21 protein-coding genes are annotated in these 22,711 nt (G+C 72.3%); 11 read left to right on the forward strand and 10 right to left on the reverse strand.

Features of this window, described 5'->3' with window-relative positions; genetic code table 11:
- Positions 1-326: 326 nt before the first annotated feature.
- Positions 327-1,880, forward strand: coding sequence for an ankyrin repeat domain-containing protein (locus ABD901_RS35080; RefSeq protein WP_345133605.1), 1,554 nt, complete (start codon positions 327-329; stop codon positions 1,878-1,880).
- Positions 1,881-1,884: 4 nt separating this feature from the next.
- Here the strand turns inward: ABD901_RS35080 and ABD901_RS35085 are convergent, their stop codons facing one another.
- From ABD901_RS35085 to ABD901_RS35095, 3 genes are read right to left on the reverse strand one after another with little or no spacing between them, the layout of a single operon-like run.
- A complete protein-coding gene (locus ABD901_RS35085) occupies positions 1,885-2,097 on the reverse strand; it encodes a hypothetical protein (protein WP_345133607.1) in 213 nt (70 codons plus the stop codon).
- Between the two features lie 31 nt (positions 2,098-2,128).
- The gene (locus ABD901_RS35090; protein ID WP_345133609.1) at positions 2,129-2,938 is read right to left on the reverse strand and encodes an SAM-dependent methyltransferase; all 810 of its coding nucleotides are present in this window, start codon (positions 2,936-2,938) and stop codon (positions 2,129-2,131) included.
- 46 nt (positions 2,939-2,984) lie between these two features.
- Positions 2,985-3,623, reverse strand: a complete 639-nt coding sequence (locus ABD901_RS35095; protein WP_345133611.1) for a TetR/AcrR family transcriptional regulator C-terminal domain-containing protein — start codon at positions 3,621-3,623, stop codon at positions 2,985-2,987.
- A gap of 87 nt (positions 3,624-3,710) precedes the next feature.
- Here ABD901_RS35095 and ABD901_RS35100 point away from each other — a divergent pair, with 87 nt between their 5' ends.
- The 8 genes from ABD901_RS35100 (at position 3,711) to ABD901_RS35135 (ending at position 13,345) form a co-directional block, all read left to right on the forward strand.
- Positions 3,711-5,057 carry an FAD-dependent monooxygenase gene (locus ABD901_RS35100; RefSeq protein WP_345133613.1) on the forward strand — a complete coding sequence of 449 codons (1,347 nt, stop codon included), beginning with the start codon at positions 3,711-3,713 and terminating at the stop codon, positions 5,055-5,057.
- Between the two features lie 171 nt (positions 5,058-5,228).
- Positions 5,229-6,158, forward strand: a complete 930-nt coding sequence (locus tag ABD901_RS35105; protein ID WP_345133615.1) for an ABC transporter ATP-binding protein — start codon at positions 5,229-5,231, stop codon at positions 6,156-6,158.
- Positions 6,155-7,000, forward strand: a complete 846-nt coding sequence (locus ABD901_RS35110) for an ABC transporter permease (protein WP_345133616.1) — start codon at positions 6,155-6,157, stop codon at positions 6,998-7,000. The genes ABD901_RS35105 and ABD901_RS35110 overlap by 4 nt, the downstream gene beginning before the upstream one ends.
- A gap of 69 nt (positions 7,001-7,069) precedes the next feature.
- Entirely contained in the window at positions 7,070-8,344 is a 1,275-nt protein-coding gene (locus ABD901_RS35115) for a sensor histidine kinase (protein WP_345133618.1), read from the forward strand.
- Positions 8,341-9,003: a response regulator gene (locus ABD901_RS35120; protein ID WP_345133620.1), complete on the forward strand. Its 663-nt coding sequence runs from the start codon at positions 8,341-8,343 to the stop codon at positions 9,001-9,003. Before ABD901_RS35115 ends, ABD901_RS35120 begins: the two co-directional genes overlap by 4 nt.
- A 243-nt stretch (positions 9,004-9,246) precedes the next feature.
- A complete protein-coding gene (locus tag ABD901_RS35125) occupies positions 9,247-11,388 on the forward strand; it encodes an MMPL family transporter (protein ID WP_345133622.1) in 2,142 nt (713 codons plus the stop codon).
- 110 nt (positions 11,389-11,498) lie between these two features.
- The gene (locus ABD901_RS35130) at positions 11,499-12,170 is read left to right on the forward strand and encodes a response regulator (RefSeq protein ID WP_345133905.1); all 672 of its coding nucleotides are present in this window, start codon (positions 11,499-11,501) and stop codon (positions 12,168-12,170) included.
- Positions 12,171-12,172: 2 nt separating this feature from the next.
- Positions 12,173-13,345, forward strand: coding sequence for a sensor histidine kinase (locus tag ABD901_RS35135; RefSeq protein WP_345133623.1), 1,173 nt, complete (start codon positions 12,173-12,175; stop codon positions 13,343-13,345).
- Positions 13,346-13,395: 50 nt separating this feature from the next.
- Here ABD901_RS35135 and ABD901_RS35140 read toward each other — a convergent pair whose 3' ends face one another.
- Entirely contained in the window at positions 13,396-13,764 is a 369-nt protein-coding gene (locus ABD901_RS35140) for a nuclear transport factor 2 family protein (RefSeq protein WP_345133624.1), read from the reverse strand.
- Between the two features lie 44 nt (positions 13,765-13,808).
- On the opposite strand from ABD901_RS35140, the gene ABD901_RS35145 reads away from it, so the two are divergent.
- Complete coding sequence (locus ABD901_RS35145; protein ID WP_345133625.1) at positions 13,809-14,990, forward strand: HEAT repeat domain-containing protein; 1,182 nt, start codon at positions 13,809-13,811, stop codon at positions 14,988-14,990.
- A 22-nt stretch (positions 14,991-15,012) separates the two neighbouring features.
- Here ABD901_RS35145 and ABD901_RS35150 read toward each other — a convergent pair whose 3' ends face one another.
- The 3 genes from ABD901_RS35150 to ABD901_RS35160 all read right to left on the reverse strand — a co-directional run bounded on the left by ABD901_RS35150 (position 15,013) and on the right by ABD901_RS35160 (position 17,524).
- On the reverse strand, positions 15,013-15,570 hold the full coding sequence (locus ABD901_RS35150) for a hypothetical protein (protein WP_345133626.1): 558 nt from the start codon (positions 15,568-15,570) through the stop codon (positions 15,013-15,015).
- Positions 15,571-15,577: 7 nt separating this feature from the next.
- Positions 15,578-16,114 carry a hypothetical protein gene (locus tag ABD901_RS35155; protein ID WP_345133627.1) on the reverse strand — a complete coding sequence of 179 codons (537 nt, stop codon included), beginning with the start codon at positions 16,112-16,114 and terminating at the stop codon, positions 15,578-15,580.
- 66 nt (positions 16,115-16,180) lie between these two features.
- Entirely contained in the window at positions 16,181-17,524 is a 1,344-nt protein-coding gene (locus ABD901_RS35160) for a serine hydrolase domain-containing protein (protein WP_345133629.1), read from the reverse strand.
- A gap of 82 nt (positions 17,525-17,606) precedes the next feature.
- Here ABD901_RS35160 and ABD901_RS35165 point away from each other — a divergent pair, with 82 nt between their 5' ends.
- On the forward strand, positions 17,607-18,275 hold the full coding sequence (locus ABD901_RS35165; RefSeq protein WP_345133631.1) for a TetR/AcrR family transcriptional regulator: 669 nt from the start codon (positions 17,607-17,609) through the stop codon (positions 18,273-18,275).
- 121 nt (positions 18,276-18,396) lie between these two features.
- Here ABD901_RS35165 and ABD901_RS35170 read toward each other — a convergent pair whose 3' ends face one another.
- Genes ABD901_RS35170 through ABD901_RS35180 form a run of 3 tightly spaced genes read right to left on the reverse strand, consistent with a single transcriptional unit; the run spans position 18,397 to position 22,709 of the window.
- Entirely contained in the window at positions 18,397-19,059 is a 663-nt protein-coding gene (locus tag ABD901_RS35170; RefSeq protein ID WP_345133633.1) for a hypothetical protein, read from the reverse strand.
- Between the two features lie 37 nt (positions 19,060-19,096).
- On the reverse strand, positions 19,097-21,523 hold the full coding sequence (locus tag ABD901_RS35175; protein WP_345133635.1) for a SpoIIE family protein phosphatase: 2,427 nt from the start codon (positions 21,521-21,523) through the stop codon (positions 19,097-19,099).
- A 7-nt stretch (positions 21,524-21,530) separates the two neighbouring features.
- Positions 21,531-22,709, reverse strand: a complete 1,179-nt coding sequence (locus ABD901_RS35180; protein WP_345133637.1) for a globin domain-containing protein — start codon at positions 22,707-22,709, stop codon at positions 21,531-21,533.
- Positions 22,710-22,711: the final 2 nt, after the last annotated feature.

The raw sequence follows: 22,711 nt of genomic DNA on the forward strand, positions 1-22,711 counted from the left end.
CTCGTCCAGATGCGGCAGGATCGCCTCAAACTTCGCGACGAGCATCTCGTGGGTCTGCAGCATGACGCCTATAACACATCAACGGACCACATTCACGGAAGCTACGGGTTATTTCCCTGCGATCCCTAAGCGCCCGGCCGCGGCTCGCGGAGCCCGCGGCGCCGGAGCCACCGGACCCGGCCGGCTGCGCTATGGTGAGGGAGGCGAGCAGGGCGCCACCGGGTCCGCGGGAATGGGCGCAGTCCACCTGAAGCAACGCGACCGGCGGTCACCGACCTCCTTTCGGCCTGACGAAGCGGACCTCAGGCGGACGAGAGGAGGCCCACGTGCCGACCCTGCCCGAGCGCCCCGATCTCCAGCGCCTGCGCCGCCAGGCCCGAGACCTGCAGCGCGCCGTCCGCGCCGGCGACCCCGACGCCCTCGCGCGCGTCGCCGCGCACCATCCCGGCGCAACCGACCCCGAAACCGCGCCGCTCCCGCACGCCGAAACCGCGCCGGTCCGACCGGCCGCTGGGAATGCCGCATTCCCGCTCGCCGCAGCGCAGCTCGTCGTTGCGCGCGAGTACGGGTTCGCCAGCTGGCCGCGGCTGCGGCGCTACCTCGGCACCGTCGCGGAGCACGGCTGGGACAGCGCGAGCGCCGGCGTCGCCGACCCCGATCCGGCGGGTGAGTTCTGCCGGCTGGCCTGCCTGACGTACACCCGCGACGACGGACCCGAACGATGGGCCGCCGCACGCCGGCTCCTGGCCGAGCACCCAGGCCTCACCCGGGAGCACATCTGGGCCGCGGCCGCCGCCGCCCGGCCCGGCGACGTGCTGCGGCTGCTCGGCGAAGAACCGGCCCGGGCGTCGGCCCGCGGCGGGCCCCTGCGCTGGCGGCCGCTGTACTACCTGGCGTACTCGCGAGCCGGCGGCACCGAGGAAGACGTCCTCGCCGTCGCCGATGCGCTGCTCGCGGCCGGGGCGGCGGCGGACGACGGGTACTTGTTCGACGGGCTGCCGTATCCGTTCACGGCGCTGACCGGCGTCCTCGGCGAGGGCGAGCTCGGGCCGGCCCGCCAGCCGCGCCACCCGCACTGGCGGGCGCTCGCCGGGCGGCTCCTGGCCGCGGGCGCGGACCCGAACGATGCGCAAGGGCTGTACAACACCATGTTCTCCGGCAGTGTCGAGCACCTCGAGGTGCTCTTCGCGCACGGGCTCGGCCGGCCGCGCCGCGACGCGTGGCAGGCGCGCGTCGGCGACCTGATCCCCTCCCCCGCCGGGCTGCTGCGCATCCAGCTGCGCTGGGCCGTCGAGCACGACCAGCGGGAGCGGGTGCGGCTCCTCGCCGGGCACGGCGTCGACGTCCGGTCACCGTTCACCGGCGACGGGCCCGCGTGGGCCCCCGGCGACGGGCGGACGCCGGTCGAGCTCGCCCGGCTGTACGGCCACACGCAGATCGAGGCGGAGCTGCTCGCGCACGGCGCCCCGCCGCCACCGCCCGACCCGGTCGCCGAGCTCATCGCGGCCGCGTTCCGCGCCGACCGGCCCGCCGTCGAGGCGCTCGCCGCACGGCACCCGGGCGTCGTGGATCAGGCCCGCGCGCAGCGGCCCGGGCTCATCGTGTGGGCGGCCGCGCGGGCGCCGGCGCAGACCGTCGAGCTGCTTGCCGGGCTCGGCTTCGACGTCAATGCGCTCGGCCGCGCGGACGCGCCGGTCGAGCAGGAGTGGGAGACGGCGCTACACCACAGCGCGGGCGCCGGCGACGTCGAGCTGACCCGCCGGCTGCTCGCGCTCGGCGCCGACCCGGCGGCGCGCGACCGGCGCTTCGGTGCCACGCCCCTGGACTGGGCGCGGCATCTGGGCCAGCCGGCGACCGCCGAGCTGCTCGCGGAGCCGTAGCCGCTCAGCCGACGGCGTTGCGCGGCAGGTGGATCTTGTCGTCGGAGTTGATTTTGTGGTCGAAGGGCATGGCGGGGTCGTTGACCTCGCCGCCGAGGCCGTACGGGGTGTAGATGCCCCGGGCGGAGCCGTTGGGGCGATCCTCCTCGTCGATGATCGACGCCCCGTCGCCCCCGGGCGTGCCGGTCGTACCCATGGTGGCGTTCTCGTCCTTCATGACCTACCGGTTACCCAGCCGGCGGCCGGTTTCACCCCTTGCGCGCGACCGCGCCCCACACGGCGACCTCGTCGAACGTCGGGCGCGGGTCGGGCTCGCCCTCGGCACGCCACTCGGCGACGGAGACGATGCCCGGCTCCAGGATCTCCAGGCCGTCGAGGAACTGGGTGAACTCGGCCCGGTTGCGCAGCTTGCCCGGCCCGTGCCGGCCCGACTGGATCTGCGCGGCGAGTTCGGGGGCGAGGCCGTCGGTGGTGGCGTGCGACATGACCAGGAAGCTGCCGGGGGCGAGGGCGTCGAGGAGGGTCCGGACGATCTCGTAGGGCTCGTCGGAGTCGGGCAGGAAGTGCACGACGGCGACGAGGATCAGCGCGGTGGGCCGGCTCAGGTCGAGCGTGGCGCGCAGCGAGGGGTCGGCGAGGATCTCGGCGGGCCGGCGCAGGTCGGCGTCGACGTAGGCGGTGGCGCCCTGCGGGTCGCTGGTCAGCAGCGCGCGGGCGTGCGCGAGCACGATCGGGTCGTTGTCGACGTAGACGATCCGCGACTCCGGCGACACGCCCTGGACGATCTCGTGGACGTTGGGGCTGGTGGGGATGCCGGTGCCGATGTCGAGGTACTGCCGGATCCCGTGCTGCTCGGCGAGGACCCGCACGGCCCGGCGCATGAACGCCCGGTTCTCCACCACGGCGGTGCGGATCGCCGGGAACGCCGCGGCGATCGCGTCGCCGGACTCGCGGTCGGCGGCGAAGTTGTCCTTGCCGCCCAGCCAGTAGTCGTATCGCCGGGCGGGGTGCGCCACGGTCGTGTCGACCCGCTCCGTCCAGTCCGATGTACCGGTCACCGCAGTCTCCGTCCGTGTCGACCCGCAGGCACCGAATGATAGGCGATCACGGCAGCCGCGCGGCCATTCCGGTCAGCAACATGCGCAGGCCGTCGTCGAAGTCGGCGTCGGGGTCCGATCTGAAGAAGACCTCGGTCGCCGCGCGCGCCGCCAGGGGGTGGCGGGCCGCGTCGAACGACTCGGCGAGGCCCTCGGGCCGGTAAGGGTTGGTGTCGTACGCCTCGCCGCGGCGGGCCTGCTCCTCGATCGTGTACCCGACGGTGAAGTGCAGCAGCGTCGCGAAGCCGCGGGCCGCGTCGGGCAGGGTGAAGCCGGCGTCGACCAGGGTCCGCAGCGTCAGCTCCATCGCGCGGGGCAGGTCGGGCCCCGACAGGTTGGTGCCGGCGAAGACGCGGGCGCCGTCGCGGTAGCGCAGCAGGACCCGGCGCAGGTTCCGGGCGCGCCCGGCCACCCAGTCCTGCCACGGCTCGGCCCGCCGCGGCGCCTCGAGCCCGTCGACCGCCTCGGCGAACATCACCTCGGCCATCGCGTCGAGCAGGTGCTGTTTGTTCTTGACGTGCCAGTACAGCGTCGGGGCGCGCACCCCGAGCCGGTCGGCGACCAGGCGCATGGTGAGCCCGTCGAGCCCGGTCTCGGCGAGCAGCTCGAGCCCTGTGCGCGCGATCACGTCCGGATTGATCCCCACGGGTTGACACTCTAACAGAGTTAGAGACATCCTGAACCGCGTTAGAGTTCTCTAACAGCGTTAGAGACGCGAGGGATGGGGGACGACATGGAGCGCACCGAGGTGGTCATCGCCGGCGGCGGCCCGACCGGCCTAATGCTGGCCTGCGAGCTGCGCCTGGCCGGCATCGACGTGGTCGTGCTGGACCGGGCGCCCGGCCGCAGCGGCGAGTCGCGCGCCGGGGGCCTGCACGCGCGCAGCCTGGAGATCCTCGAGCACCGGGGCATCGTCGAGCGGTTCCTGGACGCCGGCCGCCGCGTGCCGGCCGCGCACTTCTCCGGGTTGTGGCTGGAGCTGTCGGGGCTCGACACGCGGTACCCCTTCGTGCTGGGACTCGTGCAGGCCCGCATCGAGGCGCTGCTGGAGCGGCGCGCGGCCGAGCTCGGCGCGCACGTGCGCTGGTCGTCCGGCGTGGCCGCCCTGACCCAGGCGGAGACTCAGGTCGAGGTCACCACCGAGGCGGGCGGGACGATCCGGGCGGACTACGTCGTCGGCTGCGACGGCGGCCGGAGCACGGTGCGCCGCCTGGCCGGCATCGGCTTCGAGGGCACCGACCCGACCGTGACGTCGATGCTCGCCGACGTCGAGCTGCGCGACCCGCCGTCCGGCCAGATCTTCCAGCACCGCACGCCGCTCGGCGACTACAGCGTGCTGCAGCTCGAGCCCGGCTGGCACCGACTGATGACCAACCAGTACGACCGTGTGGTTCCCCGCGACGCACCGTGTGACTTCGACGCGTTCCGGGCCGGGTTCGTCGCGATGAGCGGCGCCGACTTCGGCATGCACAGCCCGCGCTGGGTGTCGCGCTACAACGACGCCGCCCGCCTCGCCACGGCGTACCGGTCCGGCCGCGTCCTGCTGGCCGGCGACGCCGCGCACATCCACTGGCCGGCCGGCGGCCAGGGCCTCAACACCGGCCTGCAGGACGCGGCCAACCTGGGCTGGAAGCTCGCGCTGGCGGTGCGCGGCCAGGCCGGTGACGCGCTGCTGGACACCTACGAGGCCGAGCGACGCCCGGTCGCCGAGCGCGTCCTGGCCAACACGCGCGCGCAGACCGCCCTGTCCCGCCCCGGCGCACACGTCGACGCCCTGCGCGCCACCATGACCTCCCTGCTGGGCATCGACGACGCCAACCGCCGCCTGGCGACCATGGTCACCGGCCTGGACCAGGGCGAGCGAGCCACCGATGTCCCGCTTCCCGCCGCTCGCGCAGTCCTCTTCGGTACCGCGGAATCGCTGGCCTGCGCCGCACCCTGGTCCGACCGCGTCGACCTGGTGGAGTCCGACGACGCCGAGCGCCTCGTGCGCCCCGACGGTTATGTCGCCTGGTCCGGCGGCGCGGCGCTGCAGGAATCGCTGTCGACCTGGTTCGGCCCCGCCTCGAGCCGTGCGTAGCTGCCTGCACTGCGAGCGATTCCTCCCACGGCTGGCCGTCAGTCGGGGTGTCCCGTAGTACCACGGTGCCGTACCGGGCCACCAGGATCCTCCCGCGGTACCGCCTCTAACAAGATCAACATACGTAGCGTGGAGAGGTACACAACATCAACCTGTCCGCGAGGGGCGACCATGATCGAGGCACGACAGCTCACCAAACGCTACGGCGAGAAGACCGCGGTCGACGGGCTCGACTTCACCGTCCGGCCCGGAGCGGTCACCGGATTCCTCGGCCCCAACGGTGCCGGGAAGTCCACGACCATGCGGATGATCGTCGGCCTCGACGCGCCGACCAGCGGCACGGTCACCGTCGGCGGGCGCCGCTACGCCGAGCACACCTCGCCGCTGCAGGAAGTCGGCGCGCTGCTGGAGGCCAAGTCGATCCACCCCGGTCGGACCGCCTTCGACCACCTGATGGCCCTGGCCTACACCCACGGCATTCCCAAGCGACGCGTCCACGAGGTGATCGAGCAGACCGGACTGCAGTCAGTGGCCCGCAAGCGGTCCGGGGCATTCTCCCTCGGCATGGGGCAGCGCCTCGGCATCGCGGCCGCGCTGCTCGGCGATCCGGCCACCGTCATGCTCGACGAGCCGGTCAACGGGCTGGATCCCGAAGGCGTGCTGTGGATCCGCAACCTGCTCACCCAACTGGCGGCCGAAGGCCGCACGGTGTTCGTCTCCTCGCACCTGATGAGCGAGATGGCCCTGGTCGCGGAGCACCTGATCATCGTCGGGAGAGGGCGGCTGCTGGCCGACACCACCGTCGAAACGCTCGTACGCGACGCCGGCGGTGACACCGTCACGGTCGCCAGCGCCGACTCCGCCCGCCTGCGCGACCTGCTCAACGGGCCCGGCATCCTGATCACCGGCCAGCCGGGCAGCGAGCACCTGTCGGTCACCGGCCTGTCGGGCCGCCAGATCGGCACGGTCGCCGCCGAACACGGCATCGCCCTGTACGAGCTCACCCAGCACCGCGTGTCGCTGGAAGAGGCGTTCATGAGCCTCACCCGTGAATCCGTGGAGTACCACGCGTCCATCCAACCTGCCAGGAGCGCGGCATGACCACCATCTCCGACACCCGTCCGAGCGCGGCCGTCCCGACCGTTCCCCGTCCCGCCTACAAGGTCACCCACCGCCGGGTGCTGCGCTCGGAGTGGGCGAAGTTCTGGTCGGTCCGCTCGACCTGGATCACGGTGGCCCTGGCGCTGATCGCGTTGGTCGGCTTCGGCACCATCGCCGCGTTGCGCTACAAGTCGATGATCGGCGGCGATCGGCACATCGACCGTGACTTCCTGGATGCGACATCGGTCAGCCTGACGCAGTTCGGCGTCAACTTCGGCCAACTCGCCCTCGGCGTGCTCGGGGTCTTGTTCGCCGCCGGCGAATACACCACCGGCAGCATCCGCTCGACGCTGACCGCCGTCCCGAAACGGCTGCCTGTCCTGTGGTCCAAGGTGGCCGTCTACGGGGTCGTCGCGTTTGTCATCGGGACCGTGGGCGCGTTCGCCGGATTCCTGCTCACCAACGCGATCGTGTCCGGCACCGCCGCGCACCTGTCCCTGACCGATAACGGGGTGCTGCGGTCGCTGGTCGGAGCCGGCCTGTATCTCGGCCTGGTCGGCGTGATCGCGGCCGCGCTCGGCGCGATCCTGCGCTCAGTCGCCGGCGGCATCTCCGCGTTCATCGCCGTGATCATGCTCATCCCCGGCCTGCTGTCACTGCTGCCCACCTCATGGCAGAGCCACGTCGGCCCGTACCTGCCCAGCAACGCCGGCGACGCGATCTACACTCTGCACCAGCAATCCGACCTGCTCACACCAGGTCGGGGAGCGCTCGTTCTGCTCGGCTGGACCGTCCTGGCCGTCGCCGGGGCCGCCTGGCGCCTGGTCAGCCGCGACGCCTGAGCCCCACAGCCGATGGGGGGTGCGGCCACCTCCGCACTCCCCATCGGAACCCAGATGAGGAGGCCGGTCGTGACCTTCGAAGACGAGTTCGCGAGCCACCCGGTCGTCTCCCGTGTGGTACGTATCGGTCAGCGTCTACGCGGCCTCGACGCCGAGTATCCGTGGCTGCTCGACGTCTGCGTGGTCGTGTTCGTCATTCTCGCGTTCTGCGTACCGGAGCTGTTCGGTCACCGACGCCGCGAAGAACACCCCGACCTGTTCTGGACCGCTCCGGTAGCGCTGCGGATCGTCCTGCAGGCCGGGCTGGTGCTGCCGCTGTTGTGGCGGCGTCGCTCCCCGACCATCACGTTCTACCTCATCGCCGCGGTGTTCATCGTGCAATGGTCGCTCGGGATCTTCCTGCGGGCCGACGTCGCGCTGCTGATCGCCGGCTACAACATGGTTCTGCACGCCCATCCGAACAGGATCGCGTGGGCCGGGTTGACCGCGATCGGCGCCATGACCCTGGTGGCCGTCCGGGTATCCAGTGCCTTCGCTCTCGGCGATGCGATGTTTCTCGCGTTGAGCACCATTACCGCCGCCGCCGCCCTGGGCATCGCCGTGCGGTTGCGCCGCGCCCAGTTGCATACTCTGCGCGAACGAGCCGCTCAACTCGAACTCGAGCGCGACCAACGCAGCCGGCTGGCCGCCGCCACCGAACGCAACCGCATCGCCCGCGAGATGCACGACGTCGTCGGCCACAATCTCTCGGTGATCATCTCACTGGCCGACGGCGGCGCCGCCGCCTCCGCCGTCCAAGCCCAGCGCGGCATCCAGGCCCTCACCCTCATCGGCGAGGTCGGCCGGCGAGCGCTCGGCGACCTGCGACGGGTCCTGGGCATGCTGCGCGACGACGGCGAGGCCGCAGAACGCGCACCCCAACCCGACATCGCCGCCCTCGCCACACTGTGCGACCAGACCCGCGCTGCCGGCCCCCAGATCCGCTACAGCACCGAAGGCGTCCTCGACACGATCGACCCGGGAGTGCAGCTCGCCGCCTACCGCATCGTGCAGGAAGCCTTCACCAACAGCCTGCGCTACGCCGGCCCGCACACCGTCATCCACCTCGCCCTGACGGCGGACGAGCGCACCATGACCATCAATGTCCACGACACCGGCGCACCCGACCGTCCATATCCGCCATCGGCCGCCCCGCACGACGGGCAGGGCCTGATCGGCATGCGCGAACGTGCCGCCATCTACAACGGGACCGTCGACGCGCGACCCGACCCGCACGGTGGCTGGACCGTCACTGCCGTCCTGCACCATCCCGACCACGAGAAGACCGAACCCAGCCGATCATGATCACTGTTCTCATCGTCGACGACCAGCCGCTGCAACGACTCGGCTTCCGGATGCTGCTCGAAGCCAACCCCGACACCGAGGTCATCGGCGAGGCCGCCAACGGCGCCGAAGCCATCCGCCAAGCCGAAGTGCTACGCCCCGACGTCATCCTCATGGACATCCGGATGCCCGGCGTCGACGGCATCGAAGCCACCCGCCGCCTCACCGCCGCCACCGGCCGATCGCGCATCCTCATCCTCACGACGTTCGACCTCGACGAGTACGTGCACGCCGCACTGCGCGCCGGCGCCAGCGGCTTCCTGCTCAAGGACGCTCGCCCCGACGAACTCCTGGCCGGCATCCGGTCCGTCGCCGGCGGCGACGCAATCATCGCCCCAGCCCTGACCCGACGGCTGCTGGACGCGTTCGCCCCACATCTGAGCAGCCCCACCGACCGACCCGACGCCCGCCTGGCAGCGCTCACCGAACGCGAGCGGGAGATCCTGATCGCCATCGGCCAGGGCTGGACCAACGGGGAGATCGCCGAACGGCTCGTCCTGTCCGAGTCGACCGTGAAAACGCACGTCGGACGGGTCCTCGCCAAGATCGGTGCCCGTGACCGGGTACAGGCGGTCATCTTCGCCTACGACCACGGCCTGACCACGCCGAAAACGCGCTGAAGACCTCGGTACACAGCTGACGCTCAGAGGACTTCAGGCGTACCGCAGGTGCTGTACGGCGGCGGGTTGTGCAGCAGTTGCGGCAGGTGCGATGACCGCGTTGGGCCGACGACGGGCACGGGCCGCGGCGCGACAGTGGAGTCGTTCTTCTGCCACGGTCGCGACGAAAGGACCTCTCCCATGTCTGCTCTGGCCCGCTGGTGCGTCAAGCACCGCAGGACAGTTTTTGCCAGCTGGATCCTGATGGCTGTGGGTCTGATCGCCGCAGTCGTGCTGGGCGGCTCGGCGTTCAAGACGTCGGCCGACATGCCCGACAGCGAGTCGTCGAAGGCGTACGCGCTGCTGGCGCAGGTGCGGGGCAACGCCGAGGCGAACACCGTCGGCAAGGTCGTCTGGCATGCGACCTCGGGACTGGTCACCTCGGCAACGGTGAAGACCGAGGTCACAACCATGCTCGACCAGATCGCCGGGCAGCCGGGCGTCGTGTCGGTGGTGAGCCCCTACACCGATGCTGGGGCACAGCAGGTCGCCGCTCAGGCCAACACCGCCTACGCACAGGTGGTGCTGCAGAAGGGCGCCGACGTCGGCCCGGTCGAGAAGGTCGTCACCGACGCCCACATCGGCGGCGTCGAGTTCACCTACGGCGGCACGGCCTTCGACACACAACCGCAGTCCTCCCACGGTCCGGAGGTCATCGGCCTGATCGCCGCCCTGGCGCTGCTGATGCTGATGTTTCGGTCGTGGCGGGCGTCGTTGCTGCCACTGGTCACCGGCGTCGCCGGCGTGGTCGTGTCGCTGCTGCTGGTCGTGGTCGGCTCGCATCTGTTCTCACTGGACTCGACCTCCATCACGATGGCCTCGATGATGGGCCTGGCGGTCGGCATCGACTACGCCCTGTTCGTCGTCAACCGCACCCGCAAGGGCCTGCTCGCCGGTCAGACCGTGCCGGACGCGGTCGCCCGGGCGATCGACACGTCCGGCCGGGCGGTCATCTTCGCCGGTCTCACCGTCATCGTCGCCCTGCTCGGCATCCGCGTGGTCGGCATGGGCGTACTCACCGGCATGGGCGAAGCCGCTGCGGTCACTGTCGCGGTCACCGTCATCGCGGCCCTGACCCTGCTGCCGGCCCTGCTGGGCAGTTTCGGCCACAAAGTCCTGTCCAAGCGCCAACGCGCCCAGCTGGCGCGGGGCGTCGTCGAAAGCTCGACGGGCAAGCCGCGGGATCGCCGGCTCGCCGGCACATGGGCGCGGATCGTGCAGAGGGCGCCCTGGCTGATGGCTCCCCTCGCCCTGGTCGTGGTCGTTGTGCTGGCCGCTCCGGCCCTGAAGATGAGCGTCGGTGAGGCCGATGCCAGCAGCGACCCCGCGGCCTCCCAGACCCACCAGTACTACGCCATGACCTCGGCCGCGTTCGGCGACGGCTTCGACAACCCGCTGATGATCGCGGCGAACACCCCCGACCAGCAGTCCCAGCAGGCGTTCACCACGCTGGCCGGCAAGCTGGCATCTGTGCCCGACGTCGCTTCGGTCGCCCCGACCGCGGCCTCGGCCGACGGCACCATCCACTCACTGGTCATCATCCCGCGCAGCAGTGCACAGGCCCAGGACACCGCAGATCTGATCGAACGGCTGCGCAACGACGTCATTCCCGCCGCCCAAGCCGGCACGAACCTGCACGCCTACGTCGGCGGCGGCGCGGCCACCAGTCAGGACATGTCCGATGCGCTGCTCGGCAAGCTGCCGCTGTACCTCGGCATCATCGCCGTGCTCGGCTTCCTGCTCCTGGTTATCGCCTTCCGCAGCCTGCTCGTGCCGCTGGTCGGAGCGCTCAGTAACGTCACCAGCATTCTCGTCGGTCTCGGCGCAATCACCGCGGTGTTCCAGTTCGGGTGGGGCAGCCAGCTGATGGGGGTCGGCAGCGGCGCACCGATCACATACATCGTCCCGGTCATGATCGTCGGAATCGTGTTCGGTCTGTCGATGGACTACCAGGTCTTCCTCGTCAGCCGGATCCACGAGGAATGGGCCGCAGGCAAGGACAATCGGCGCGCAGTCCGCGTCGGGGTCACCGAAACCGGCCGGGTCATCGCCACCGCCGCCCTGATCATGCTCGGGGTGTTCGCCTCCTTTGCATTCGACGGAGAACGCATCGTCTCAGCCATCGGCCTCGGACTGGGCCTTGCGGTCCTCATCGACGCGTTCGTCGTACGTCTGACACTCATCCCCGCACTGATGACCATGATCGGCAAAGCCAACTGGTACTACCCCGGCTGGGCCGAGAAGATCACTCCGCATCTGGCCGTCGAGGGAACCGCCGAAGCGGCGCCGGCGGACGCCACGACTGCCGCAGACATCCCTGAGCCCGTCGGTGCACCTGTCGGCTGATCCCGGCGACACCGGAAGGAGATCCGCAGCGCCTGGGCATGCCCCGCCCCGGCGCTGCGGAAACGACGGAGAATGAGACCGAACCGGCAGGATCACAGAAGGCAGACCTCGTGACGATTCGCGTTTTGCTCGCCGACGACCAGGCGCTCCTTCGGGCCACCTTCCGGCTGCTGTTCGACGCCGAGCCGGACCTCGACGTGGTGGCAGAGGCATCGACCGGGGACGAGGCCGTCACCAAAGCTCTGCAGACCCACCCGGATGTGGTCGTGATGGACATCCGGATGCCGGGCAGCGACGGGATCGACGCCACCCGCCGCATCGCGGCAACACCGCGCCTGGCAGGCACCCGAGTGCTCATCCTGACCACCTTCGAGACCGACGAGCACGTCCTGGCCGCTCTGCGCGCCGGCGCCAGCGGTTTCCTCGGCAAGGGCGTCGATCCCGCCGACCTGCTCGACGCGGTCCGCACCGTCGCCGCCGGCGAGGCCCTCCTTTCGCCCGCCGCGACCACATCGCTCATCGAACGGTTCCTCCAAGTTCCTGCCTCGGTCGTCACCGCCATCGACGACAGGCTGAGCGAACTCACCCCCCGCGAGCAGGAAATCACCGCGCTGGCCGGCACCGGACTATCCAACGAGGAGATCGGGCGCCGGCTGACCATCAGCGCTGCCACCGCCAAGACCCACGTCAACCGCGCCATGGCCAAGATCGGCGCCCGAGACCGCGCCCAGCTCGTCGTGTTCGCCTACGAGACCGGCCTCGTCACACCCGGGCAGCGCTAGACATGCGCCAGATCCGCGCGGCCGGCCTGTCGCTGCTCGTCATCCTGATCGGCATGGCCGAGCTCGCGTTCAGCCATGGCCCCGACGAGGCCGCGGTCGAGAACCCGGCCCTTCACCCGCAGAACCCCCCGATCCCACAGGTCGCGCTCCTCCTGATCGGTGCGCTCGCGCTGCTGCTACGTCACCGCCATCCCCGGACCGTCGCGGTCGTGACCACGCTGTGCGGCGCCGCCCTGCCGTTCATTGCCCCGCATACGGTCGTGATCGACGTCGCCACCATCGTCGCGCTCTACACCGTCGCCGCAATCACCGACCGGCGAACCGCCGCGATCCTCGGCATCCTGGCCGCCGTCCTGCTCACCGCCAGTTCGATCCGCTGGCTGCCCAACCACTTCTCCGACCTCGGCAACCTCCTGCCGATCAACTACATCGCCGTCGCTGTCGCCGTCGGCGACGCGGTCCGCAACCAACACGCACTCCTGCTCCAGGAACGACGCCGCACCATCGAAGCCGAGCACAGCCGCGAGTCAGAAGCGCGCCGGCAAGTCCGCGAGGAACGCGTTCGCATCGCGCGGGAACTGCACGACGTGGTCGCCCACCACATCACCCTCGTCAACGCCCAAGCCGGCGTCGCCCACCACCTGCTACGCACCGATCCCGAACGGGCCTACCAAGCCCTCGCCGGCATCAAGGAAACCAGCCGGGCTGCCCTCGACGAACTACGCGCCACCGTCGGGCTGTTACGCGCCGACGACGAACCGGAATCCCTCCAGCCCGTACCGACCTTCGCCGAAATCGGCGGCCTGATCGAGTCGTTCCGCACCGCAGGTCTCCACATCCAGCTCACCCAGCACGGCACCCCACGGCCGATGACCGGCTCAGCAGACCTCGCCGCCTACCGCATCGTGCAAGAAGCTCTCACCAACGCCAGCAAACACAGCATCCGAGCGCACACGGACGTGGACCTCAAATACACCCAACACACCCTCACCATTACCGTCACCAACCCCGCCACGCACGGTCGCAGTGGCCCAGGAACCGGCCATGGCCTCATCGGCATGCGCGAGCGAGCCGAATCCGCCGGCGGCCACCTCACCGCAACCCTGCAAGCCAACACGAGCTTCGTCGTCACGGCCATCCTGCCCCTGACGGCCAACGATGGACCCGCCCTGTAACGCCGTCGTGGCGATCGCGACCACTGCGGGTGCGCCCCGCCGGGCACCCACTACTCAGACGCACCCAAGACGTCCCGGATCTCCATCTCCGCCACGAGATCGCCCTCGAAGCGGTAGAGATGCATGACCGTGTGATCCGAGATCACACCGCCCGACCTGTCGCGTACGACCTGATGCACGGTGACGGCGGTACGCCCGTCCGCCTCGGCCTCGTAGGCGGTCGGCACGACGGTGGGATCGATCTCGCCCCACTGCCGCCGCCAGTAGTCGGTCACCGCGTCCCGCCCGCGGATCGTGCCGCCCTCCCAGCCGTTGGGCCACAGCACGTCCGCGGTCATCGCCGCCATCAGCGCCGCAATGTCCCGCCGGTTGAAGGCCGCATAGACCTCGGCAAGCCTCTCGGATGTCCCCGTCCCCATATCGCCAGCCTCCGCGAAACCGTCGGGTGTGGCAAGGTGACGGCATGATCGGCACCGCCGCCGCCCTGGACGCCGTGGTCCGCCACGCCACGGACCTCGAGGACGACTACGACGACATCGCGCCCACCCTTACGGCCCTCGCGGAGTCCGGCGATGCCGCGCTGGTGCCGCGGCTGGAGGCGGCCATGTCGCAGTTCCTCGACGAGCAGAACTTCTACGGCCGCGACCTGATCGCCGCCGTCCTCGCCGGCATCCAGGGCACCGCGGCCCTGCCCACCCTGCTGCACGCCGCGGCCCGCGACCTCAACGACGACCAGGACTCCCTGTCGGTCGAGATCATCGAGCTGCTGGAGGCCGACCCCGAGGCCGCCCGCCCGATCGCCCAGTCCTTCGCCACCGCCGACGCCCCGGCACTGCGCCGCGTTGGCGTGTGGGCCTTGGGCTTCGTCCCCGGCACCGACGAGGTCGCCCTCCTGACGACGGCGGCGGCCGACCCCGACGTGGAGATCCGCTCCATGGCGATCGCCTCGCTGCCGGACCCCGCCGGCGACGACGACACCTTCGCCGTCATCGTGGCGGCGCTGCACGACTTCCAGGAGCAGGTCCGCGTCTCGGCGGTGAGTCGCCTCGGCTTCACCGCCCGCCCCGACGCCGTCGCGCCGGTGGCGTCCGTGACCACCGACCTGTCCCCGCGCGTGCGCTCGATGGCCGCGTACGCGCTCGGCCGCCTCCGCAGCCCCGAGGCCACCCCCGCGCTCCTGCGCCTGCTCGACGACCCCGACTCGAGCGTTCGCTCCCACGCCCGCCACGCCCTGGGCGAGATCGGCGACCGGCCGGCGGTCGACGCGTTGCTGTGCCTGGCCACTTCGCCGGACCCGGAGCTGCGCATCGACGCCGCCAAGGCCCTGGCACAGGCGGCCGAGGCCGATCCACGGGTACCACCGAAGCTCACCCAGCTGGCGACCGACCCCGAGCCGGAGGTCCGCGCCGCCACGCTAAGCGGCGTCGCCAGCACCTCCGGCGACAGGTCCCGCTGGTCGCCTCTCCTGCTGGCCCTGGCCGACGACCCGGACGCCTCGGTCCGCCAGCGCGTCGCGGTGCTGGCCCGCCACCTGTCCCCCGCCGCCGCCCGCGACCTGCTGCACCGTTACACCGCCGACCCCGACGCCAGGGTCCGCGACCTGGCCGCGACGGAGCTCACCCGACTACCCGACCCCGCCGGCTGACGAGTCACGAGTACGGATGCGTTCAGAGGTGGTAGGAGTGCGGGCCGCGCAGCCAATGGCTCAGGTACTCGGACTCGATCTCGCCCGCCAGCAGGCCGGCCAGTGTCGCGGCGAAGGGGGCGTCGAAACGCTCCCAGTACGTGCCCTCCTCCTTGAGGACCACGGGCCAGTCGTTCGGGGCGACGCCCGGCCGCACGTGCCAGAACAGCAGGTCGCCGTTGCCGGTGCTGCCCCACGAGAACAGGTCGTCGCCCGGCGTGAACCACGACGGGACGTCCTCGCGGTCCGCGGTCCAGTGTGACGCGTCGCCGACCGGCCAGTCGCCCTCGTAGTTGCCGGGGCCGGCGAAGTCCAGGCGGACGCACTCCTGCGCCCAGGCGTTGTGCGGCGCCAGGTCGGCCCAGTCGCGCGGTGCGCCCGGGGCGCACACGGTGAGATGGTCGTCGACCAGGCCGGCGCCGTAGGCGTCGACGAAGGCCCGGTAGTCGTCGGGCACGGGGCCGATCGAGGACCAGTCGGCGGCGGGGACGGTCGCGGTCGCCGGCAGGCCCAGCAGGGCGATCAAACGCTCGAGGTGCATCGCCGGATCAGTCCCAGAAGCATTCGAGGCGGCCGTCGAACGTGGTCTCGTCCGCGTCCGCGCAGAAGGGCTCGGCGTCCTTGCGCAGCGCCACGTCGATCGACGGCGATGAGATGTCCTCGAGCGAGGTGCGGTAGTCCGGGCGGTCGATGCTCACCACATACCCGGCCGCCCGGACGCCGGTGTGCCCGCACAGGAACTGGAAGATCTCCCAGGCGGACGGCGCGGCGTTCTGGGTCTCGTAGGGGTCGATGAAACGCTCGTCGATCAGCCAGGCGAGCTCGGCGGCCGAGAGGTCCTCGAAGGTCGCGATGCCGCCGGTGTACCCCGGGATGCCGCCGCCCCGTCCCGCGCCGATCGTCTGGTCGCGCAGTTTCGCGTCCTTGTTGAAGGGGAAGGGCTGCAGCCGCGCGGGCTGCGCCGTGTCGCACAGCGCCGGGCGGGTGCCCGCCGCCGTCGGCGCGGCGTTCGCGGCGTCACCCGGTTGCGCCGCACATCCGGCGAGCAGGACTGCCGCGGCCGCAACGTTGATCATCCTCAACACGCGACGGATCTTAGCGAACGGTCAGGCCGCTGCACGTGCATGATCTGAGCCCGCCGGCGGCGCCCGTCAGGCGCGGGTGAACAGGCGGCCGGCCAGGTCGACGCCGGTGACCGCGCCCGAGGCGTCGCGGGTGAAGAAGCCGCGCTGGCCCTTCAGCCCGCCGGCCGTGATGACGTAGTCGTCGCCGGACAGCAGCCCGATCGGGGCCGGCTCGTGGTCGGCCGGCAGCTCCGTCTTCGCTGCGGCGCGAATCTGCGGGCGGATGCGGACGTCGAGGGTGAGGCCGGCGCCGTCGGTGGCGATGGTGAGGGTCATGGCGTCGTTGCCGTACCCGCCGGAGACCTCCAGGGCCCGCGCCGGGTCGTAGGGCTCGGGCTGCGGGTCCCGCTCGACAACGCCCAGGTAGTGCTCCAGCGCCCACCGGATGGCGGCCTGGTTGCACGGGGTGCCGGTCGGGTTGGCGTTGGACACGGCGATGACGGCGAAGCCGCGCTCCGGCACGAGCAGCAGGTCGGCGAACTGGCCCATCGCCGAGCCGCCGTGGCCGATCGTGGCCACGCCGTCGATCTCGCGCAGGAACCAGCAGAGGCCCAGCGCGTCGCCGAGCGACGTGCCGCGCAGCGGTACCGTCGGGCGCCGCATGCCGTGCAGAGCCTCGCCCGGCAGCAGCCCGGCGCCGTCGCCGAGGTGGAAGGCGGCCCACCGCAGCTGGTCGGCGACCGACGACGCGAGGCCGCCGCCGGGGTTGTTGCCACGCCCGGCCGGGCGCCACGGGCGGGTCACCGAGGCGGTGCCGTCCTCGGCGAGGTTGTGCCCGACGGTGAAGCGGCGGGTCATCACGTCGTCCGGGGCGAAGAACGTGGAGCGCAGGCCGATCGGGTCGAGCAGCAGGTCGGCGACCGCCCGTTCGAAGGGCAGGCCGGTGACCTTCTCGATCACGCGGCCGGCGAGGTTGTAGCCGGCCTGGCTGTAGGAGGCGCGGGCGCCGGGCTCGGCGACGAGGTTGACGCCGGCGAGCCCGGCCACGAAGCGGGCCAGGGCGTCGTCGCCGTCGCCGTTGTCGGCGATGACGTTCCAGTCCAGGCCGGCAGTGTGGTTGAGCAGCTGCGCGACGGTGATGGCGGCGGCCGCCCGCTCGTCGGGCAGGGTCAGCTCGGGCACGTAGGCGCGCACCGGGGCCGCCAGGTCGACGCGGCCCTGCCCGGCCAGGCGCACCAGCGCGGTGGCGGTGAACGTCTTGGTCACCGAGCCGAGCTGGAACAGCGTGTCGCGGTCGACCGGCAGCGGGTTGTCGACGCTGGTGACGCCGTGCACCGCGTACTCCTCGGCGCCGCCGGCCAGCACGCCCACGGCCATGCCCGGCACGCCGTGCTCCCGCGCGTTCTGCGAAACGAACTCCTGCAGCCCCATGACCCGCTCCTCCGTTGACTTGCACTTTGTTCAAGTCCGACCGTACGCCGACACTTGAACAAAGTGCAAGTAGGATTCGGGGATGCCGCGGGACACGCTCAGCCGGGACCAGATCGTCCGCACCGCCGTCGAGCTGCTCGACGAGGAGGGCCTCGACGGGCTCAACATGCGGGCGCTGGGCAAGCGGCTCAACTCGGCGGCCACGGCCGTCTACTGGCACGTCGGCAGCAAGGAGAACCTCATCGCGCTGGCCGCCGACCGGCTCTGGAGCGACCTGCCGCTGCCCGACCCCGACGAGGTCGGCTGGCGGCCGGCGGCCACGGCGACGGCCACGGCCGTGCACGCGATGCTCACCGGGCACCCGTGGCTGGTGCAGGCGTTCGGCTCCTACGTGCTGTTCGGCGCCGGCAAGGCCCGCCACGACGATCACAGCCTGGCCGTGTTCGAGGCGGCCGGGTTCGTCGGCGCCGCTCCCGACCGGGCCTCGGCCGCGGTGTTCACATTCGTGCTGGGCAACGCCCTCGGCGTTGCCGCGGCGGCGTCGATGGCCAACAAGATGCGCCGCGAGGGCGGCGACGCGGCGGCGCAGATGGCCGAGGCGATGGCCCAGGCCCGCGCGGTGGCCGCGCAGTTCCCGCGCCTGCGCGCCCGGCTGGAGACTGCGTCGGCCGATTACGCCGCCGCACCGGACGACACCTTCGCGACGGGCCTCACCGCGCTGCTGGACGGCCTGGAGCAGAGTCGCACATGACGCCGATGAATCATGAAATATCCGACAAATTCGGCCACGGAGTGAAGGTCGTAGCTCAGGAAACGGCGTAGCCGGCCACCACGCCCTCCGACAAATTCGGCCACGGAGTGGAGGTCGTAGCTCAGGAAACGGCGTAGCGGGCCACCACGCCCGGCGGCAGGGCCCGGGCCAGCGCGGCCAGCGCGAGCACGACCTCGACGACCCGGTCCGGCGGCAGCGGGCCGTCGGCGGGGCGGGACACCCACAGCAGGTCCCGGCCGGCGATGCGCCAGCCGGTGAGCGCGTGCCGCCGGGTCAAGTCCAGGACCTCGCCGGTGACGATCTCCTCGGCGAAGCCGGGGTGCTCGGCCGGCGGCGCGCCGTCGAGCTCGGCGGGGCGCTGGAAGCCCAGCGGCGCCCACGGCGGCACCGGGCCGACGCGCCCCTCGGCCTCGGGCTCGCCGTTGTCGGGGTCGGGCACGACGGCGACCGGCGGCAGCGCGACCGGCAGGTGCACGACGCAGACCGTGCGCCGCGACGGCTCGCCCAGCACGGCGGCGTCGAAGACGGTGAAGGCCGGGCCGTCGTCGAGGGCGCCGGTCAATTCGTCGGCCGGGTCGAGGTCGTCGACGTCGTGCACGTGCGCGGCCCGCCAGCGCCGCTCGAGGGCGCCGAAGCCGTCGGCGCTGAAGGAGCGGGCGTAGTGCCAGCCGCGCTCGGCGGCCAGCACCGCCCTGGGCGGCAGGGCTCGGGGCGGGCGCATGAGGGCGGCAAGCAGCGCGGTCACGATCTCCCGCGCGCTCATCGATGCGTCCCCCGTGATCGATCCGCCTGCCACCAGCCTAATCGCCGGAGGGCGCGGGCGACACCCGCGGGATTTCGAACCAGACCTCCTTGCCGCCGCCGGCGACGGGGACGGTGCCCCACGCGGCGGCGAGCGACGCCACGATGAGCAGGCCGCGGCCGTTCTCGGCCTCGGCGCCGGCCCGGCGGGGGCTCGGCGGGCGCTCGCTGCGATCGGCAACGGAGACCCGCACCCGGGCCGGGCCGAGCTCGAGGCGCACGTGCACGGCGCCGACGGTGTGCTGGATGGCGTTGGTGACGACCTCGTCGAGCAGCAGCAGGACGTCGTCGGCGAGGCGGCGCTCGCCCCAGGCGGTGAGCACGTCGGCGGCGAAGCGGCGGGCGGCGGACGCGCTGACCGCGTCGCCGCGGAAGCGCCGCTGCGCGCTGGGCCGCTCGGTGCCAGCGGGCACCGGACGGGGCTCGACGGCGAGGCACACCAGGGCCACGTCGTCGGTGCGCGGGCGCGGGCCGACGCCGGCTTCGAGGATGTGGTCGAGCATGTCGTCGGGGTCGGACGAGGGTGCGGCGCGCACGGCGTCGCACAGGTCGGCGAGGCCGTCGTCGAAGTGGTAGCGGCGGTCCTCGACGAGGCCGTCGGTGTACAGCAGCAGGTTGGCGCCGCCGGGCACGAGGAAGGTGGACTCGGCGAAGCCGGCACTGGCGCTGACGCCGAGCGGCGGCCCGGTGCGCAGCTGCATGGTGCCGGCCCGGCCGGCGGCGCGCAGGACCGGCGGCGGGTGCCCGGCCAGGACCGCGGTCGCGGTGCCCTCGGCGAGGTGCAGCTCCAGGTAGCAGCAGGTGGCGACGGCGTCGGGGTGCAGGTCCAGCAGCAGCTGGTTGACCCGGTGCATGACCACGGACGGGCTGTGCCGCTCGGCGGCGTAGGCGCGCAGGGCGTTGCGGACCTGGCCCATCACCGCCGCGGCGGTGGCGTTGTGGCCGACGACGTCGCCGATGACGACCGCGACGACGTCGGCGCCGAGCGGGATGACGTCGTACCAGTCCCCGCCGACCTCGGCGCCGTGCGTCCACGGCAGGTATCGCGCGGCGTGGCGCAGCCCGGGCACCTCCGGCAGCTCGGCGGGCAGCAGGGCCCGCTGCAGCTCGCCGGCGATGGACAGCTGCGCCTCGAACAGCAGCGCCCGCTGCATCGCCTGCGCGCACAGTCCGGCGAAGGCGGCGAGGTTGGCCCGCTCGTGGTCGTCGAAGTCGCGCGGCGCGCCGTAGCCGACGACGAGCGTGCCGAGCACGTCGCCGCCGACGGCGAGGGGCAGGAACGCCCACGCCTGCCGCCCGCCGCTCGGTATCGGCTCGCCCGGCCCGGCCGCCTGCGCGTGCACGAACTCGGCGAGGCTGGTCAGGTAGCGGGCCCGGCCGGTGCGGGCCACGTCCGTCGCCGGATATGGATGCTCCAGGGGTACCTCCCGGAGCCGCTCGACGACCGGGGGCTCGTAGCCGGCGTGGTAGGCCAGCACCAGGTTCCCGCCGCGGCGCAGCAGCAGCGCGAGGCCCTGCCCGCCGGCCGAAGGGCGCAGCACCGACCCGATCGCGGCGTAGACGTCGGCGGAGGTGCTGGCCGCGACCAGCGCCGAGGTGACCGCCTGCAGCGCGGCGGTGCGGGCCGCCGACCGGCGCGCGGCGCCCATGCTGAGCTCGACCCGCTCCTGCTGGCGCACCTGCCGCGTGACGTCGCGGAACGACACGGCGACGGAGTCGTCGCCGGCCCGCGCGGCGCTGACCTCCCACACCCGCGCGGCCTCGGGGTAGCGCAGCTGCGAGCGCCACGGCCGGCCGGTCTGCACGACGCCGCGCCACCGCTCGGCCAGGTCGTGCCGGTCGACGGTCCCGGCCAGCTCGCTCCAGCGCCGGCCGATGCAGTCCTCCACCGAGCGGCCGGTCAGGGCGGCGCCGAGCCGGTTGACGTAGTCGCAGGCGAAGTCCAGCACTGCCCCGTCCGGCCCGCGGAGCGCGCGCAGCAGCGTGAAGCCGTCGAAGGCGGCGTCGAGCACCTCGTAGAGGCGGGTGCCGCCCTGCGACTGCGGCCCCAGCGTGACGGCGCGCAGGTCGACGAAGCGGACCGCGAAGCCGTCGCCGCTGGGGCCGATCCACAGCTCGAAATGCCCCGACACGCTCGGCCGGTCGTAGTAGACGGTGCGCGTGACCGCCTCGCGGGCCTCGACGACCTTGCGGTACAGCGGCATCGTCGCCCCGTTGACAGTGTCCGGCCACAGCTGCCGGTACCGCCCGCCGATCAGCTCGGCGCGGGGCCGGTCGAGGTAGCGGGCGCCGGCGTCGTTGAGGTACAGCAGCTCGAAGTCCTCGATCTCGCCGGTGCCCGCGGAGCGCACCGCCCTGGCGAACGCCCACCCCTGCGGGTCGGCGTCGAGGACGGCGAGCACGTCGGCGGACGGCAGTACGTCCATGCCGACATCATCTCGTCACGGGTACACCGGAGCCAAACACCTCGTAGTGGATGCGCTCGGCGGGCAGCCCGCGCTCGCGCAGTGCCGCCCGCACGGTGCGCATGAACGGGATGGGCCCACACAGATAGGCCTCGCTGTCCGGGCTGAGCGGGATGAGCTCCGGCTCGACCATGCCCGGCCGGACGTGCGCGCTCGCGGCGTGCTCGCCCGGCTCCTCGTACCAGACCAGGTGCCGGAACGAGCGCAGCCGCGCGCCGCTGCCGGCGACGTCGGCGCGCAGCGGGTGCCGGCCCGGTCCCCGCTCGGCGTGCACCGCGACGACCTCACGGTTGGGCTGGGTGCGGGCGACGTGGTCGAGGATCGCGGCCATCGGCGTGATGCCGACGCCGGCGCTGACGAGCACCAGCGGCGAGGCGCCCGGGCGCAGCGTGAGGTCGCCGTAGGGCGCGCTCAGCGTGAGCCGATCGCCCTCGCCGATGTTGTCGTGCAGAAAGCCCGACACCAGGCCGCCGGGCACCCGGCGCACGGTGACGCGCAGCGCGGCGCCGCCGGGCGCCTGGGACAGCGAGTACTGCCGCAGCTGCCGGCCGCCGTCGGGGAGCCGGACGGCGACGGTGACGTACTGCCCGGCGTCGAAGTGCGGCGCCGAGCCGCCGTCGGCGGGCACGAGGATGAGCGACACGGTGTCGTCGGCGTCGGCGTGGCGGCGGGCGACGGTGTACTCGCGCCAGGGCTCGTCCGCCTCGACGCCGGCGCGGGTGTACAGCCGCGACTCGAGCCCGATGAGCCGCACCGCGAAGAGCCAGTAGACCTCGTCCCAGGCCGCCGCCACGGCCGGGGTGACCGCCTCGCCGAGCACGGCGCCGACCGCGCCGAGCAGGTAGCGCCCGACCATGGTGTACTGCTGCGGCGTGATCCCGAGCGAGGCGTGCCGGTGCGCGATCCGCCCCACGAGAACGTCCACGTCGGCCTCGGCGGAGACGAGCGCGGTGGCGAACCCGGCGACCGCGGCGGCCAGGGCGCGGCGCTGCTCGCCGCTGGCCTGCGCGCTGCGGCTGAACAGGTCGCGCAGCTCCGGCCGCTCGGCCAGCATGGTGTCGTAGAACGTCGCGGTGATCGCGTCGAGGTGCTCCCCGACGACGGGCAGGGTGGCGCGGACGATCTCGGCGTTGGCTGCGGTGAGCACGG

The organism is Dactylosporangium darangshiense, assembly GCF_039537565.1.
In the GTDB taxonomy this organism is placed as follows: Bacteria; Actinomycetota; Actinomycetes; order Mycobacteriales; family Micromonosporaceae; genus Dactylosporangium; species Dactylosporangium darangshiense.

Excerpts from the sequence above, each read along its gene's own strand:
- ABD901_RS35085 (WP_345133607.1), bottom strand. The coding sequence starts at position 2,097 with ATGAAGGACGAGAACGCCACCATGGGTACGACCGGCACGCCCGGGGGC.
- ABD901_RS35100 (WP_345133613.1), top strand. The coding sequence starts at position 3,711 with ATGGAGCGCACCGAGGTGGTCATCGCCGGCGGCGGCCCGACCGGCCTA.
- ABD901_RS35105 (WP_345133615.1), top strand. The coding sequence starts at position 5,229 with ATGATCGAGGCACGACAGCTCACCAAACGCTACGGCGAGAAGACCGCG.
- ABD901_RS35110 (WP_345133616.1), top strand. The coding sequence starts at position 6,155 with ATGACCACCATCTCCGACACCCGTCCGAGCGCGGCCGTCCCGACCGTT.
- ABD901_RS35120 (WP_345133620.1), top strand. The coding sequence starts at position 8,341 with ATGATCACTGTTCTCATCGTCGACGACCAGCCGCTGCAACGACTCGGC.
- ABD901_RS35125 (WP_345133622.1), top strand. The coding sequence starts at position 9,247 with ATGGCTGTGGGTCTGATCGCCGCAGTCGTGCTGGGCGGCTCGGCGTTC.
- ABD901_RS35135 (WP_345133623.1), top strand. The coding sequence starts at position 12,173 with ATGCGCCAGATCCGCGCGGCCGGCCTGTCGCTGCTCGTCATCCTGATC.
- ABD901_RS35140 (WP_345133624.1), bottom strand. The coding sequence starts at position 13,764 with ATGGGGACGGGGACATCCGAGAGGCTTGCCGAGGTCTATGCGGCCTTC.
- ABD901_RS35145 (WP_345133625.1), top strand. The coding sequence starts at position 13,809 with ATGATCGGCACCGCCGCCGCCCTGGACGCCGTGGTCCGCCACGCCACG.
- ABD901_RS35150 (WP_345133626.1), bottom strand. The coding sequence starts at position 15,570 with ATGCACCTCGAGCGTTTGATCGCCCTGCTGGGCCTGCCGGCGACCGCG.
- ABD901_RS35160 (WP_345133629.1), bottom strand. The coding sequence starts at position 17,524 with ATGGGGCTGCAGGAGTTCGTTTCGCAGAACGCGCGGGAGCACGGCGTG.
- ABD901_RS35165 (WP_345133631.1), top strand. The coding sequence starts at position 17,607 with ATGCCGCGGGACACGCTCAGCCGGGACCAGATCGTCCGCACCGCCGTC.
- ABD901_RS35170 (WP_345133633.1), bottom strand. The coding sequence starts at position 19,059 with ATGAGCGCGCGGGAGATCGTGACCGCGCTGCTTGCCGCCCTCATGCGC.
- ABD901_RS35175 (WP_345133635.1), bottom strand. The coding sequence starts at position 21,523 with ATGGACGTACTGCCGTCCGCCGACGTGCTCGCCGTCCTCGACGCCGAC.